The organism is Candidatus Nitrospira allomarina (assembly GCF_032050975.1).
Lineage (GTDB): Bacteria > Nitrospirota > Nitrospiria > Nitrospirales > UBA8639 > Nitrospira_E > Nitrospira_E allomarina.
In genome coordinates, this window is sequence record NZ_CP116967.1 from 1,624,132 (window position 1) to 1,640,912 (window position 16,781).

Sequence of the window (16,781 nt, forward strand, 5' to 3'; positions counted from 1 at the left end):
CTCGGTTCCGATGGGACAGAGGACGTTTTTTTTAACATGATGATTCGATTAGCGATGGTGCAGATGAATGCGGTGGTTGGGGATCTTGAGGGGAATACCCGCACCATTTGCGAATGGATCCGCGAGGCGAAGAAAGCCAAAGCGGATGTGGTTGTCTTTCCGGAGTTGGCCGTGTGTGGGTATCCTCCAGAAGATCTGCTCCTCATGCCGAAGTTTCTATTCGATATTAGTCGGATGCGGGACCGTATCACCAAAGTCACGACGGGAATTATGGCGGTAGTGGGAAGCGTGATTGAATCTGATCGTCCTGCTCAACATCCCCTCCGGGATCACGTACAAAATCGAAGGAAGCCCCTGAATGCGGCGTGGGTCCTGGTCAATGGTCAGGCGAAAAGATCGTATGCCAAATGCAAGCTCCCCAACTATGGGGTGTTTGACGAAGAACGGTATTTTCAACCGGGACAAACCAGTCCGGTCTACTGTCTGGGCCCGGTACGAATTGGAATCAATATTTGTGAAGACATATGGTTTGCTGATGGTCCGGCCAGTCGGCAGGCAGTATATGGTGGCGCTCACCTGGTTCTCAACATTAATGCCTCTCCTTATCACGTCGGAAAAACCCAAAATCGTGAACGCATGTTAGCCATTCGGGCGAAAGCTAACAATGTCATGGTCAGTTATACCAATATGGTCGGAGGACAGGATGAATTGGTCTTTGATGGGAATAGTCTCGTCATGGATTCCACCGGGGTGGTCCTTGCGCGGGCAAAAGCCTTTAAAGAAGATCTCTTGCTGACCGACCTTCAGATCCCTTCAACACCAAAGGGGAAATTGAAAAGGACTGGAAAAGCATCCGAAGTTGATGGTGAAGATATTCGGGTTCCGATGATCCGCATGGGGTGGACGCCGAGGTGGCCGAAGTCCGGCGCTCCAGGTGTCAGAAGGCTCACACCGGTGCTGGGTGAGTTAGAGGAGATATACCGGGCACTCGTGCTAGGAGTACAAGATTATGTGAGGAAGAATGCCTTCTCAAGGGTTCTTGTCGGTATCAGCGGAGGGATTGATTCGGCTTTGACGGCATTGATTGCCCGAGATGCCTTGGGTGCGTCCAATGTGATGGGTGTAATGATGCCATCCCCCTATACTTCTAGGGAAAGTCGTGTGGATGCTCGTCAGCTAGGGAGAAAATTGGAAATCGAGATGCGGCATCTTTCAATAACGAGAGTGTTCAGGGTTTTGCTTGGGGTGCTGGGCAAGTCCATGCAGGGTTTTCAGGCTGACACGACGGAAGAAAATTTGCAAGCTCGCATCCGAGGAACACTGCTGATGGCTCTTTCCAATAAATTTGGGTATTTAGTATTGACCACGGGAAATAAAAGCGAAATGAGTGTGGGATATGCCACGCTCTACGGCGATATGGCTGGTGGGTTTGCCGTGATCAAAGACATTCCCAAAACGAAGGTGTATGAGCTTTCCCGCTGGCGAAGTGAGTATAAAGGCCCTGATTTTGACCGGGTGATTATTCCTGAAAGAATTCAGGTGCGTGCTCCTTCGGCTGAGTTGAGGCCCGATCAGACGGATCAGGATACCCTCCCTCCCTATCCGGTCTTAGATGCAATCCTACAAGCCTATGTTGAGGACAATGAGTCAGTGGGCAGAATTGTGAAGATGGGCTATGATTCTCATATTGTGCGAACGGTCATGGGGATGGTAGATCGGAGCGAATACAAGCGTCGACAAGCGCCAGTGGGCATTAAAATTACCTCGAGAGCGTTAGGAAAGGATCGGCGCATGCCGATTACGAACCGATATTTTTCTGGAGCTTAACCTGAATGTGTGACATGGTGAGTGCTTGCGGGATTTGCCCTCGATGAGTGAAGGGATGTCTTTGCCCCCAACCGGTTTGACGGAACACAAGGACTCCTCTCTGGGGCTTCATGTTCTCCAGTCCCAGCGCGAGGTTCTGCGACAACGCTTAATTGAAGGGGCGACCGGCAGTGAGATCACCCAGAATTTTTCGGATTTCATGGATGCTTTACTGATCGCGCGATTTCGGGAGGTCATTCAGCAAGGCAATGCAGGCGTGCGAGCTGGATGGCAGCAATGCTGTTTAGTGGCCATGGGGGGGTATGGGCGGCGGGAGTTAGCTCCCTATTCCGACATTGATGTGATGATTCTCACTCTGGGCAATCAAAGTGAAGTTGCTGAGGCACTGTCTACCGGAGTCTTTCACCGGCTTTGGGATCTTGGGTTTCAAGTTGGGCATAGTGTGCGGTCCATAGCAGAATGTCTGACGATTGCGGAAGTCGATCTGGCGGTATGTACCTCACTGATGGAATCACGATTTCTTATCGGCAGTGCTTTAGTGTTTCAGGAATTTCAACGAAAATTTGAACGTCGGATCATTAAGAAACGGGCGCAACGGTTTGTTCTGGATAAAATTCACGAGCGTGAAAGAGAGTATGCCAAATTTGGTGAGACTGTCTTTATGCTGGAACCGAATATTAAAAAAAGTAAGGGTGGGCTTCGGGATCTGCATTTGCTGCAGTGGGTTGGGCAGGCCCGGTATGGAGCGGGGACGATTCAAGAACTCTCGAATCGGGGAATAATTGCTATTCAGGATTATCAGGTTCTGCAAGAAGCACAGGAATTTCTTTGGCGAGTTCGGTGTTTTTTACATTTTGAAGCGGGACGGGCTCAAGATATCCTCACGTTCGACGATCAGGTTCGGCTCTCTGCACTTTGGGGTTTTGTGGATCATCCCCATTTGTTAGCCGTTGAGCAATTTATGCAAGTGTATTTCCGTCATACGACCGGGTTGTTTGACCGTGGTCGGCGATTTCTTGATCAAGCCAGGGAGGGATCCTGGTTGGATCGGGTTCGACAATGGTGGCCTCCGCCATTAATTGAAGGGCACTTCCGTATTCTGGAGAATCGCCTGACAATTCAAACGGATAAACTCCTTGAGGTGATGGAGAGCCCCATGTTGCTTCTGAGGTTATTTGAAATCTCTCATCGTCAAGCAGTCCCCATCGATTCCCGCATTCTCAATGAATTGTCTCAGCACATGGGAACCCTACCCAATGAGTTGTTTCATACCAAGCCTGTGAGTCGGCTTTTTCGGCATATTCTGTCAAACCCTGGTCGGATAGCTCAAATTCTTGAGGCCATGCATCAGGCTAGTCTACTGGAAAAACTTGTTCCCGCTTTCTCCCGAGTACGTGGCCTCATGCAGTTCAATCAATATCATAAATACACGGTCGATGAGCACAGTCTGCTCGCAGTGAGGGAAGCGGAGCGGCTTCAACATCATCAAGGGGTCATAGGAGAGGTTTACCGAAACATCGTTGATAAAGACATTTTGCATCTGGCGCTCTTGCTGCATGATTTAGGCAAAGGGCGTCCTGGGGATCATAGTGAAGTCGGTCAGGAGATTGCCCATTTAACAGCTGATCGGTTGGATTTATCTGAGAAGGAACGGCAGACTCTCGCTTTCCTGGTTCGCCATCACTTGCAGATGTCTCATACGGCTTTTCGTCGAGATCTTAACGATCCTAAAACCATTGTCACATTTGCCCGGTTGGTAAAGACTGTCGGGATGCTTCAAAAGCTGTTTATTCTGACTATTGCAGATATATCAGCGGTGGGACCAGAGGTGATGACGAAATGGAAAGAGTCCTTATTAGGGGAATTGTATTCCCTGACTTACGCAGAGCTTGCCGGGGATGCGGGTCCATCGTATGCCGGTGATGGGAATAAGAATATTTCGCCAGAAGATCGGGACCAACTTATCAAGATTTTAAAGGCCGATCGAAGCGAGGGACATTCTCCGGAACCCGACTGGTCGGAATGGGTGAATGCCAAACTTCAACAACTCCCCAGCCGGTACGTTCAGTCGACACCGGTTGACCAAATGGCGGCGTACCTCCTAGCCATTCGTTCTCTCCCTGTCAAGCCGACTCATGTGGAAGCCCGTTTCAATAAGGCATCGGGTGTTACGGAGTATGTGCTGATCACCCGTGAACAGACCAAACCAGGTGTTTTTATGCAGGTGGCCGGAGTGTTAGCGGCCATGGGTTTGCAGGTATTGGAAGCGCAAATTATGACACTGAAGGATGGCACGGTATGGGATGTGTTCTCGGTACATGATTCAGATTATGAAGGGCCGCCATCTGTCGAACGCCTAGAGGAGGTGGCAAATGAAATTCAAGAGGTCGTGGAGGGAAGGCAATCAGTTCACCAAATGATTGAACGACGACGGCGCATGGCCTTTGGTCGTCCGTTTCCTACAGGCCGGCATCCCACGGAAGTTCATATTGATCATGGGGTCTCAGATGCCTTTACGGTGATTGACCTCTTTGCCGATGACAAGCAAGGGTTGCTCTTTGTGATTGCCAAAACGCTGGTTCAATTTGGGTCTTTCAATTCATATGGCCAGAATCGGGACCAGGTTAGATCAGGTGGCCGATGTTTTTTATGTGACCAATTTTCAGGGAGAAAAAATTCTTTCCGGTGAGGACTGTGAGCAAATTCAACGTACTCTTCACGCCGCGGTTGATCTTTTTCTGGATGAATAGTTTAGGTCGTTCGTTCGTAGATGCACTATTTGCCGGGGTGGGGAGAGGAGCATTTGGCATAGATTAGATTTTTTAGCCACAAACCAGCTATAGACCACTACGCATTGTCACAAATTCTTCAGAAGGTTTAAATGCACGGGAGAGTGTTTTCGGAAATTCCCTGATCGTCAGGGTTGTGAATTAATGATTGGCCACACTGCCTGGTATGTTCCTCCAATTCCCCTGGTTGATAACTAGATGTAGCCGCAAACATTTGAAGTGTGCAATTGGACAATAGAGGATGAATGCAGAAAGAATTTCTCTACGTGAGAAGAAGTGTGTGAGGAATTCCCGCAGATTAACCTTCATAACAAATAGGCCATTGTGGAAAAATGACGCCTCATCCAAGAGATCAGAAGGTAGAGCCTTGGCTTTGATCCGGATCGGTAGTTATGCCACGAGCGCATTCGTGGCGACATGGGCAAAGATGAGACTGGTCAGGTCCAGGTATTGGCTCATTCCGTACGGGGTACCAGGGGTCTGCCGTGGCACAGTGGTTGCGATGAACTCACCCTCTCTGAAAAATAACCTATTTTCTCCAATAGAGCATTAGACGATCTCATGGATGACGTGGGCGTGCCGATGGCCTCTGGTTTTGACCGTTTCCCTTAGGGCGGCTAAGGCCTGGGAAGTAATGGCAGATCCGCAATTCGTACAGCACCAAAAGGCTCCGGTGGGTGCAAGTGTACTGTTCTGGCATTGGGGACAACGTTGGAATGACATTGTTGATTCCTTTCTTAAAGTAATTCGTGTCAAAAGTCAGCATCAAAGAAAGTAGGGGACCCAGGAGTGCGGGTGGGCCCCCCACTAGCTTGGAGAGGAGAAGAGCCCTCTCCGGGATAGACCGACAGTTTGGTTAATGTAGACCTCATGGTAAATAAATATTGATGTCGTATGATAAAATCGTGGTTGCGTAATTGTGCCATCTGTCCGTCCTCATCCAAGATCTTCCCCGAGGCTGCGAGAGTATCCCGAAGCCACCTTGAGAGGTGGTTGAAGATTGACAAACATAGGAGAGTTTTTGGACTGAGGAGTTGAGAAAATCATTCGCCCCGTGTTCGTTTGCATAAAACGGGTTACCACCACCTCAACCGCTTGACCAACCAGAGTCGCACCGTGGTCGACGACGACCATCGTTCCATCATCTAGATGGGCAATACCCTGCTCCTGCCCCTGGCCCTCTTTGTGAATGAAGACACGTATGGTTTCCCCAGGCAATACCAAAGGGCGTAATTGGTAGGTTAAATCGTTCACGTTGAGTGAGAACACACCTTGAACTGATGCGACTTTTGCCAGATTCCAATCGTTGGTCACGATCTTGGCTTCACGGTTTTTGGCTATGGCGATGAGTTGATGGTCAACCGCTAATATGTCGGGTTCCCAATCCTCGATTATCACCACGTCCAGATTGGGCAGTTTCTGCAGTTGGGATAAGATATCCAGCCCACGCTTCCCCTTAATTCGTTTAGAGGGGTGAGCGGAGTCGGCTAATGTTTGGAGCTCATGCAGAATACTTTTGGGAACCAAGAAAGGACCTTCCAAAAAGCCTGTGGTGCAGAGAGGTAGTATTCGGCCATCGATTATGGCGCTAGAATCCAGCAATTTTTGAACGGTGTTCGATGGGATTAGCGAACCGTGAGGAGAGGAATTTCTTTGTAGTTCAGCTTTTGGGGTCAGTGACAGGATGTTGGAGATGTGGATACCAACCATCATTCCGATGTACGGACAGAGAAGAAAGACAGGGAGCCCGATCCACGGGGTAAGAGAAGACATCACGAGCAGCCCTGTTCCCATTCCCATGATCAATACAAAACCGATCCCCGCCAAGGCAACGATGAGGCCAATACTACCACCAATCAAGGTAGAGCGGTGACATGCGGTCAAATGTCGTTCTAACCATAGAGCCAGGCAGCCGACTGCTAAGCCTGTGGCTCCCCAGAGAACAATGTTTGGAAGGGCATCGGTCCACTGAGACGGAGCATGACCAAGGCCACCATACATTCCCACGCTTAGACAAAAAAGGAGATACATCCATTGATGAATGGAAAGAGATTGGGATTTTGAAAAGGAGGCAAACGCAGAGTCTGGCGCAATCATTTAAAAGTTTCTCCTTCAAGGGTCGGTACAAAATTCACTCGTTGGGGGAGGAGTTTCAGCCTGTTGGAGCCTCAAATGATGAACAGTGCTGCAGAAGATGGTCGGAGTTAAGCCTCGACTTAGGATCAGCTTGGGCGGATCTCCGACAGAATTCACTTTCTGCAACCTCCAGCACGGTGGTGATACCTCGAAGGTTCAGGTCATGGAACAAGCGAAATTGTAGGCAGCAGCGATGGTCAAAAAATAATGTTTCGCATCGATGGGGCGGTAGAGAGGCTGCGAGGTGTAGGATACGTCCCAAACGATTGATTGGATCAGTCAAAAAGGGGAGACCAAAAGTCTGAGGAGGACGACACCAGGAATTCCCAAGAAACGCGTTGTTCGGTACTAAGGCCGCGAGCATGACCTTTTCTGCATGAAACCGGTTGAGCTGTTGTTCCAGCAACCATGCATCGTTTTCAGTACAGGCAGGTAAGGAGCAGAGCACAAATTGGGTTCCCTGAAAGGCTGTCAGGGGAAGATACTCCCATCTGCCATTTAGCAAGCATGGGGTTTTCCACATTGGTGCCCGTGTTCCGATCTTCATGCTGTTCCCTCCTTTACAATCAGTAAAAACATTCTGGGTCCGAGTCAATTAGGCATTGCAATGTTGCGTCCGGACATTCGTGAGCATTCGGGTTGGAGTGCCAAAATTGGATTTTTTATGATTTTGATATCAAATATCATTATCATTTAATGATACATAAAAACAAAAAGATTTGTCAATTTTGTTGATTTTCATTTGAGCAAGAAGCAAGGATTAAAATTTTTTCGGCCAGGTTTAACGGGTTGTAACGGCTGTCATTCTCTATTCCATCCGGTCACAATATTCTGCTTGCATAAAAAGCTTCCTCTTCTTTTTTGAAACGTTTGGTTAGAGGGGACGTCTTAATTCTGGTCATACCTACCTTGCTCATCCTCGCCGGCTTGACGTTCAATTTCTCCCATCTCTGTTATTGGCCCTCACGACCATTTAAAAGGGTGAAGAAAAAAATAATCAGGAATACCATCTTTCGTACGATCATTAGGTAATGGACGTGAGGTCATTGGGAAGGAATCGCAAAACATGGCATGAATCGGATCTCCCGCTTGAACATTGGCCATGATTAAGCTTTGCCAACCAAAACCGATCAAATTCATTAAACAGATCTGCAGCCAACTTTCCCATTCTTCAGTCCATCCAACTGGTCTCATTGGCTTATGAGCAGTATGATTCGGGGCCATGCCCACAGACCAATGATGCTGAGAAAAACGATTCCCAAGGATACCGACAAACTGATGAACACGGGCTTTTCCCCTTCGACGATAAATGAGTCTCGTTTCATGAGATGTTCCTTGGATTCCATTACCAGATTAAGAGTCATCAAGTACGTTCTCTTTGAACGTACTTGATGGATGGCGAATGTTTAACTCAATGACAAGTAGTAGCTTTTGCGTCAGCGAGGCTGGGTGCTCTTCGAAACCCAGTGGTATTTGATACCTGAGCCGCCATTCTGGTTAATTGCGTTGCATAGGCGAGGAACTCTTCTTTCTGGAAATGAAGGGTAATCGATCCATAGGTGAGATGAACACGACTACAGTCACAGACGCTCAGCTTGAGTTGTTGACTTGATGCCATAAGTGTCTCCTGAGTGGTATGAGGTTAATTTGCAAGTGCGTATCAGCAAAGGGTTGGGTTCAGATCCTGTTTGGCAAACATGAAATTGGTGGTAGCAGGATTATCGTTTTGTTCTTGAGCAGGCTGAAACGAAAAATTCTGACATTTTTTCAACATGCCCAAAAGGCGGGTCATGCCATGCCAATTGAACAAATGGCTCCGTCGGTCTCTGATTACTCCCTCTGGGTCAAAGATGAAGGTCTGGCATTGATTAAAGGGAGGTCCACTCCATAAGCCCAGGGCTCGACCTAAACGTTGTGTTGAGTCAATTAACAAGGGGATGGAAAGGATTTTAATTGTGTGGAGGTGCGATCCGCGAAACAAGTGGGCGGGGTGTTGCATACCCAATAAAAGGGCGCCCTGTTTTTGGACGGTTCTGCGAAACTGATTGAGAAACACGGCATCGCAAAATTCAAGTTTGGGAGGGCAACACAATATGCCCCATTGTCCTTCTAAGCTCGCTAGATCCAAATCAATCATATTTCCCTTCAGCAGTGCAGGAACTCTCATGTGTGGCAGGGTGGAATGTCCTATGTTCATGGGGATAGCCTCCATTGTTTGTGTCCTCCGACTAAATTTAGGGTTGGGTGCCCCGGAGGAGGAAAAGAGACCCAACCTTTTTGTGTACTGGGTAGTTCGCTCGCCCTGAAACTTTTTTCGTATGTATGATTGTTTGCGTTCATCGGCATTTTGTCTGGGCTGGATTTCACCGAATGGAAACAGATTGTCGTAATATATAATGATAATGAAAATCATTTATATTTTCAATAAAAAAATTAAAATTACTATTTCAGCTTTTCTCCAAAGGGCAGAAAAGCCATGTATTGGATCTATAAACTAAATGAAGCGATTCTCTTTAAGTCAGAAGGTTTTTTGCGGTGGGGTTCTTCATCTGTTGCTGCAGGATATTTGGCCAGGTGTTTTGCCCGGATGGAAGGACGAGGGGATTTTATGAGGCTGGTGGCATTTTAAATTGGTGGAAATCGGTATGGCCCATGACTTTTCAAGATACCCAAGTCTCCTGTGCGAAACAGCTGGTCACGATGTGAACCACTTAGGACCGAATGAAAATCAGGCAATTGTACCGGGAACACCTTGGCCATCCTCCTTAAAAGTCCATAAGGAAAAAAGGCGACCCAACCCGGAGGAATAACCAAGGGCCGGGAACATATTCCATCGTAACCTCCGGATGGGTAGCTTGATCAAGAGCGAGACACCACAAGAAAGTTCCTAGCCGGATTTCGTCGCGCGGTGGTTTCCAGGGCCTTGCTGCCGAACCTAGTGATTGAATCGGCCATAGTTCTTTCAGTTCATATAGAGGGTTCAGGAAAACACATCGCATTCGTTAGCCCGCAACAAACCATGAGTTCGGTGAGAACGATATTTGTGGTTGGGTTTTTACCGTGTTGATATGTATGTACTCTGTCGGAACCAATAAACATCCTTCTTATGGAGAAGGGCTATCCATCGGGCTCTTCTTCTCCCGGGAATGGGCGGTCACTTGATTATTCATATTGCCAACACCGCGCCAACCCGTCGCCAATGCTTCAAGCCTTTTCCCACTAATGGGCACAACCTCCCTGAGTGTCTTGTAATCGGCCTCTAGGTGAAGGTTATTCGGGCCATTTATTGAAAACCAAGTCACGTAAATGATGAACAGAGGACTGAATCGGATTGGGAAGAGGAAAGAATCAGGGCGAATCTTCTTCAAAGAAACGTTCCTACCGGTGTATGGCTTTAGGTGATTTTCTGCTCTAGGCTATCCGAGTGGTGGAAGCGATAGAAGCTTCCTGCAAGATGAAGGGGGCAAAAAACAAGCCCACGTTGAATGACTCACCGTGGGCTTAAGAAAGTTCAGTTTCTTCCAGCTGGAAGAGTACCGTGTGAAAGGTTTTGTTTGAGGCGAAATGTTTGTCGTTTACTCGTAGTCTTCGTTTAAGGATCGTAGGAATGCCGTTAAAGCCGGGATGTCCTCTTGAATTAAGGCAATGTTTTTCAGGTGGGAATCACCATTGCGAAGCATGCCCTTTCGCGCTAAATCCGAATTTGTAATATACCCCTGAATCACATCTTCAAGCGTATCGGCGATACCGGTGTGACTATAGGGAGCCGAATGGCTCAAATCCCGGAGGCCGGGAGTTTTGAAAGCCCCAATAGCTCTCGGCAGGAGTCGATCTGGTTGACAGGCCCGGAACCCACGAAATACCCCAAAGTGTTCATTGAGGGCGTCCTCGCAAAGGATGGACCAAATTGGGAGCTGGGATTCGGGGAAATCAGAATTCCAGAAAATGTTCCAAATTCCCAGATCGGTCCATTGGGGGTTGTCTGGCGAGGGAATAGCGCGGAATGGTTCTTGAGCATGAGGATGCTTTGCTGTGGCAGGAAGGTAGGCTTCGATATTCTTATTTCGTTGATGCAATCCAGGAATATCCAGTATGGAAAAAGTTCCTGGCCCGTGAATTCGTTCATACTCCGTTTGGGCAATTCCCGTGTTGTGAAATCGGAAGTCGGTGAAATTTGGTGGCGTATGACATGCAATGCAATTCCCAATTCCTCCCTGGGCTTGGTCACTGGGCCGAATGTGACGGCCTTTATGACGATGCTTGTGTCCACCCTGTTGAGCAAAAAATATTTTCAACCCTTGTAGTTCCTGAGGTCCAAAGGTGAAGGGTTGGTCGTGGAACTGAAACTTGCCATCTGCCGTGTGAGGATTTTTCTCAACAAATCGAAGGGTCGGGCCATCGTGAGAAGATGTTGAGGGCCATCGGGAATAATCTTGCGGATCGTATGACTCGAGAAATTTAATCTGTTGAAGCAATCGACGAGCATATGAACTGGGAGATTCCCACTTATCGGGTTGACGAGGGAAACTGTTGATTTCCAGAAAGACATCATAAGGAGAAAGATTGAATCCTCCCTCGCCATCCTGTGAGAAGAGAAGTTGGTCCGTATAAGCGGCGATAAGTTGTGAAACCGCCTGGACAAGTTGTAGGTCGGTGGCTTGAGAAACCTCTATGCGAAAATCTTCAGGGATCAGAAATTCTTGAGGAATAGATGAGTCGGTTCCGGTGAAAAGAACACGATAGGATAGCCCGCCAAACTCCTGCGCCAGATCTCCGGTTCCCGAGTCTTCTCGAATAATCCTGGCAATATGGGAGATGGCGGCTTCCTGCTCGTCGGAAAGCCATCCATAGTTCCGGCCGGTCAGGGTCCCTTTGACCAAATCCACCATGGTCGGAAATTCAGCATCGGCGTGTAGAAAAAACATTTGTCGAGGGAGAGCAGAATTGACAAGCGGTGGCACGTTTCGAACTGCGGTGGATTTTCCATCTTCCCGGGCTGGAATAGGACTCCGTCGTGCAAAATCCGAATAGGTATTCATTCCGTAGTTCGGAACATCGAGGAGTTCATCGACAAAATGGCAACTCCGGCAGTTCATAGATTGACCGGCAAACGGGCCATCGGCATATTGATCTGGCTGGAGTTGCCAATTCGCCACTTTGTCGAGAGCGGGATCGCCTTGGGGCATGGGATCATTCACATCGCCTCCGTCATCCAGAAAGATTTTAAATAATTGAGCAAATCGAGTTTCCAGAAACAACCGTTCTCCGTTGGTGACTTCCGGTGGATCAGCTTCTTCGGCCTCCTGAGCTGACACCAGAGGGACATTGACGGAAAAGGATAGAGTTGATGTGAGTAATGCAATACAAAAGATCTGCACGCAAGAGAATAAAATAAATCGATGGACGTTCATGGGTGCACCTCGCATTAAAATGAATCCCTCTTCGGAGAAATCCTCCCTGATCTCTCTTTTGGGATAAATTGTGAATGTATCCTCACACGTCATGTGTTGAGGCGGAGTGAGGCGAGGGGGACAGGAGGAGACCCACCCCCTCGCCCGCATGAGGATGAATAGAAAAGTATTCATCCTCGGGATTTATGAAGAATCAGCCCAATACCATCCTTGGACACAAAAAAAGCCCATGAGCAGACAATGACCGCTCATGGGCTCTGGACTCAAAAAGTCTCGGGCCTTAGGAATATGGTGAGACGTACTTAGTCGTCAAACTCTGGCATCATCAATGCCCTCATTCAGCAGCGAATTTCATTTATGCGGTGTGAAGAACATCCATGGGAATCTGCCGCTTATTGGAAGATCTTCAGAAAACAAGTTAAGGCAAACACGGGGATATCGGGGAAATAAGTCATGGCAAAAGTCAGAATTTATGGTTTTTCAGCCAAAAACCAACCCTTGCTGTTCATGCATTGTGCCAAGGAATCATCAGTTATTCCTTTGCTGAATGGGTTCAATGAATTCTCGGAATGTACTTCGTTGATCAGGATTTGCCGACATGAGCGCAGATCATGTTCAAATTCCCCCTCGCCTGCGTCTGGTTTGGCCCAATACAAATCTGGTGCGCAGGCAGAAAGGAATATCGAAAAGAGGCTGATGCCTATCCATTTCCCAAAGCCATGATACAAAGGAACCCTTGACCAGGCCCATGTAGGATGTGGAGGAAGAATCTGTTCCTCTTTCATGAATGTATGGCTGTCTGATTCGATGGAGTGAGAAAATTATTATCGCATTCCATCATAAAATCCAGTAGCCGTTTGAAGCCAACTAGTGGTTGAAATGACCCGCCTCCAGGCATCGGTTCGGGTAAAGAATCTTCCTCCAATCGAGGAAAATGGCAAAAGTTAGTCATCCGACTCCGGCATCATAAAGGCGGATTTTTGCCACCACATTTCATACATGGGTATAACGAACATGATGAGAAATCCCACAACCATCAGGATGTCTCCGGTCAACATGGCGATGGTGAAGATTGGGGATACATAGGCAATCAGCCAAGGTGAAACCAGATCCAGGGTGACTCCGACAAACGCCATCCATGTCGTAACCACTTTTAGTGTGGGGCTTACCATCGTGAGATAGAGGACATGGACCAAAATCATAAATGTGACCGGCATGGTAAACAGATGGAAGTGTGTGGTCTCGGCCAGTTGACCAAACGGCATGGGTTCACCAAAAGTTGCATCCGATCCCCGATAATGTTCGGCGAGGCCTTTAAGGCTTAACTCCGTCATGCTATGAGCCCAAAAGAAGGTGAAAATGAATCCAGCGAGCATCAGCAGGAGAAACCAGGTATAGACTAAGCGGATATGTCGGTCGGTATCACGAAGCCGAAAGCGGGCATTAAAATTTCGCATTCCATTCTTGCAGGAAGTTAGAACCCCAGCAGGGACTCTAAAAAACCTTTGTTCGCTCGACTGGCTGTATTGATGGGGGGGCTTTGACTCTGGGATTGCAGATAAAGTTCATGGGCCAGGACGAGGGCGCGTTTAACGCCGGCACTCATGGATCGCACGGACATGGTGGCGCCGGAAATGTTGATGACATCCCGGTTAATCCGAATGGGGTCGTCAATCGTTTTTCCTTGGTATTGGTAATTAAAGCGTTTCTTTCCAACTTCGCTCCCCCGTGATTCCCGGTAGACCAATACTTCAACGTTGGTGATTTCTCCATCGGGGTCAACGCCAACCATATAGGTCATCGGCTTATGCTTACCGATGGTATGTTGGACAAAAGCCCATCCATCGATCCTTCCATTCGTTTCTCCAATATAACAATCAAAGGTCGATTCCGGAAATTGCCATCCGATTCGCTCTTCGATAATTCGTTTCTGGTTTTCGTTGAGGGTGATGACCTCTAAGCGGATGGAATCGGAATCAGGAAGTGTTAATTTAGCAGCCTCTTCCGGTGTCAGGTAAACGTCTTCCTGAACCATTTCCTGTGGAGTCAAATACCGCTTCAATTCATTATCCCAGATCTGGTCATTTTCGGCATTGGAGGGTTGAGGGGCATACGCCAGTAAAAGACTCCCGAAAATAGCGATGTTTAAGATTCGATGAAACATCCTTCAGCCTCAAGTTTTTCGGTTAAGTTGTTTAAAATGAGATTCACGGCTTGTTGTGATGGTTCGACCGGATACCAATCATAAAGCCTGGCGCCCCCACGGAATCCCCAATGTTGCCGCCGTTCGGCAATTTGGAGTCGCACGGCATTGGAATCGAGGGGCCTCAGGGTCAGGGTCAGTTGCGATCGCTCCTTGTCCCCCATGCCTTCCCGTTGGAAAAGGCCATACTTAGCGCCTTCCACATATTCCACCCGCCATCCGGTTTCGATCACCCCGTTGGACTTGTCTTTCTTAGTCACGGGATAGGCCCTGAGGGTTTCAAGGGAGGAATTCCATACGGAATCAATTGGACAGGCCATGTATCGATCGACAATCATGTCCTGACCGGAAAGGAAAGCGCAGCTCAGAAAAAACATGGGGCATGTAAAAATCGAGATTCCACGAATCAGGGAAGAAAAAGAAAGGGTCAACATAAAAAACAATATGAGAGAAAGATCGAGATGGATGAATTGAAAAACGAGAATGATTTTCGATTTATTTGAATATGATTCTCATTATGATAAATAATATCGAATTGTATCACCCGATGTTCAAGGCGGTCAACCAGGAAGTTATTGATCTCTGGTCTGATGCGGACCATTTATTTCGATACTGGTTAAAAATAAAAAACAGAGAGAAAAGGCTTAGCCTTTTCTCTCTGTTTTCCTGTCCCCCCTTAAAGAAAACTCTTAGAAATACGTGGCCATGGATGCCACGAACGCCGTGTCGTGTATACGTTCATTCCCACTTCGACCGACCGGAGTGTATTGGAAGTCGGCTTTAAAGACCGTATCTTCGGTGGGACGGAAGTTTAGGCCGAAGGTCCAGCGCTGCCATTCCCCCAATTTCCCGGCTTCGGTGTTATCATTTAAGTCCTGTCCCAGATTCATTTGTTCCCAGCGGACTACAGCAGTGAATGTAGAGACCTCCTGTTTGAAGAAGGTGGGGGCCATTCTGGTTAAAAATTCCGGAAGGAAATGGTAATTTCCTTGTATGTAATACCCTTGCATTCTGCGTGGATTGCCGTTCCGGGTTCCGTCTTGATTGAGGTCATTGTCCTTGACGTAAGCCCACGCACTTTCCCCGATGAGTTCAAATGGGCCTCGTTGGAAGGTCCAATCCAGAGCCCAAATGGCCAATTGGTCATCCTTATTCGTGCCATAATTCCCGTAAAATCCGGAACCACCAACTTCCACCCCCAAAACGGGGCTGAACGCGACACGTCCCATGATGGATTTGCCGTTGTTATTGTCAAAGCTCGTACTATCTGATCTCGCACTGCGTATTCCGTTTGTTTGATTGATATTCGACGTGTTATTAGGATTTCCATTCCCTCCAAAGGCATTGGTGAATCCGTTGGTGACGTAGAATTCGTAATCCAGCTTTGAGAGAGCCGTGGGATAGAATGTGCCGTAGGCTCCAACACCAGGTTGGTGAAGCGTTGTCGGGATAATCCGTTGGTTCACGAGTGGCCGTTCGGTGAGATCACGGAGTGGGGCGTCATGCAGGAGATTGAATTTTCCAAGAGGAACCAGGATGATGCCCGCCCGCACATTAAAGGGTTCTTGTACAAGATAGTCGATAGTGGCAAATTCCACCTTTATGTCGTTGGTTCCATGCTCGAATTCAATTTCCGCCGCGAATTTCACACGCTCGCTGATGTCCCCGTATATGAAGGGTACCAACCGGTGTTGATCAAAATAACTGTTTCCTTGATTGGCCCGGTTGAAGTATTCGATGTCCATGTAACCGCCGACGATGGCCTTGGGAGAAGAGACGAATGGACGGGCATAGATCAGACCTCCTGACCCTTGCATGGAGGAATCGGCTTTTTGACGCTTCCCTTTAATGGCGCCAAGGTCCTGAAGGTTTTTCCCAGAATCTGGTGGGTCCGGGGCGGTTCCTGGTTGGGGCATCGGTGGCCTGGCTGCCTCTGGGGTCCCTTGTCCTTGCAGATAGTCTTGGACTGCTTGCCGAACCGCTTCCTGTTGAGCCGGCGTCAGTGCTTCATCACCTGAAGCGGAGAAGGCCGGAGAAATTGAAAACACAGAGAGGGCCATGAGGACCCCGATTGTGAACTTTTTCATGAATGAAAACCTCCTAATATAGGATTGGGACGCGGAGGTCCTCAGGAAAAGAGTAGGGGACTCTGGGTCCTCAATGGAAGGAACTCATGAAAAACCGGGAATCGGAGCACACCGCATATTCAGGAGCGAAGAGGATCAGCCTCCTCATTAGTCACTCAATACGGTAAAGGGAATGAAAACAAGACGTTTGCAGCGTTTGCATTTCAATTCCACTCCATCTTTTTTTAAGATGGCCATCAGTTGCCCGCAATGACAGCGTGCTTCTGAGGTGGTGGTGCATGGAGAAGCTATTTCAGTTCCTTGAGTCATCTTGATGTTGAATGTAATT

The 16,781-nt window shown here is 48.1% G+C and carries 13 protein-coding genes; 2 read left to right on the forward strand and 11 right to left on the reverse strand.

Translation table 11 applies throughout. The annotated features are described in order from the left end of the window. Positions 1–36 precede the first annotated feature (36 nt). Positions 37–1,827 carry an NAD+ synthase gene (locus PP769_RS07210; protein ID WP_312646303.1) on the forward strand — a complete coding sequence of 597 codons (1,791 nt, stop codon included), beginning with the start codon at positions 37–39 and terminating at the stop codon, positions 1,825–1,827. Positions 1,828–1,882: 55 nt separating this feature from the next. Continuing rightward, a complete protein-coding gene (gene glnD / locus PP769_RS07215; RefSeq protein WP_312646304.1) occupies positions 1,883–4,516 on the forward strand; it encodes a [protein-PII] uridylyltransferase in 2,634 nt (877 codons plus the stop codon). A 1,036-nt stretch (positions 4,517–5,552) separates the two neighbouring features. On the opposite strand, the gene PP769_RS07220 is transcribed toward glnD, so the two are convergent. The 11 genes from PP769_RS07220 to PP769_RS07270 form a co-directional block, all read right to left on the reverse strand. Further along, positions 5,553–6,713, reverse strand: coding sequence for a PIN/TRAM domain-containing protein (locus PP769_RS07220; protein ID WP_312646306.1), 1,161 nt, complete (start codon positions 6,711–6,713; stop codon positions 5,553–5,555). A 55-nt stretch (positions 6,714–6,768) separates the two neighbouring features. Continuing rightward, positions 6,769–7,299 (reverse strand): hypothetical protein, encoded by a 531-nt coding sequence (locus PP769_RS07225; RefSeq protein ID WP_312646308.1) that lies wholly within the window; start codon positions 7,297–7,299, stop codon positions 6,769–6,771. Between the two features lie 416 nt (positions 7,300–7,715). Further along, on the reverse strand, positions 7,716–7,976 hold the full coding sequence (locus PP769_RS07230) for a hypothetical protein (RefSeq protein WP_312646309.1): 261 nt from the start codon (positions 7,974–7,976) through the stop codon (positions 7,716–7,718). 187 nt (positions 7,977–8,163) lie between these two features. Then, positions 8,164–8,370, reverse strand: coding sequence for a hypothetical protein (locus tag PP769_RS07235; protein WP_312646310.1), 207 nt, complete (start codon positions 8,368–8,370; stop codon positions 8,164–8,166). A 42-nt stretch (positions 8,371–8,412) separates the two neighbouring features. After that, positions 8,413–8,949 carry a redoxin domain-containing protein gene (locus tag PP769_RS07240; RefSeq protein WP_312646311.1) on the reverse strand — a complete coding sequence of 179 codons (537 nt, stop codon included), beginning with the start codon at positions 8,947–8,949 and terminating at the stop codon, positions 8,413–8,415. Positions 8,950–10,327: 1,378 nt separating this feature from the next. After that, entirely contained in the window at positions 10,328–12,163 is a 1,836-nt protein-coding gene (locus tag PP769_RS07245; protein ID WP_312646312.1) for a hypothetical protein, read from the reverse strand. A gap of 470 nt (positions 12,164–12,633) precedes the next feature. After that, entirely contained in the window at positions 12,634–12,948 is a 315-nt protein-coding gene (locus PP769_RS07250; RefSeq protein WP_312646313.1) for a hypothetical protein, read from the reverse strand. Between the two features lie 159 nt (positions 12,949–13,107). After that, positions 13,108–13,620, reverse strand: a complete 513-nt coding sequence (locus PP769_RS07255; protein WP_312646314.1) for an Aq_1264-related membrane protein — start codon at positions 13,618–13,620, stop codon at positions 13,108–13,110. Between the two features lie 17 nt (positions 13,621–13,637). After that, positions 13,638–14,327, reverse strand: a complete 690-nt coding sequence (locus tag PP769_RS07260) for an FMN-binding protein (protein WP_312646315.1) — start codon at positions 14,325–14,327, stop codon at positions 13,638–13,640. Continuing rightward, on the reverse strand, positions 14,309–14,704 hold the full coding sequence (locus tag PP769_RS07265; protein WP_312646317.1) for a DUF3576 domain-containing protein: 396 nt from the start codon (positions 14,702–14,704) through the stop codon (positions 14,309–14,311). Before PP769_RS07265 ends, PP769_RS07260 begins: the two co-directional genes overlap by 19 nt. A 351-nt stretch (positions 14,705–15,055) precedes the next feature. Then, positions 15,056–16,453, reverse strand: coding sequence for a porin (locus tag PP769_RS07270; protein ID WP_312646318.1), 1,398 nt, complete (start codon positions 16,451–16,453; stop codon positions 15,056–15,058). Positions 16,454–16,781: the final 328 nt, after the last annotated feature.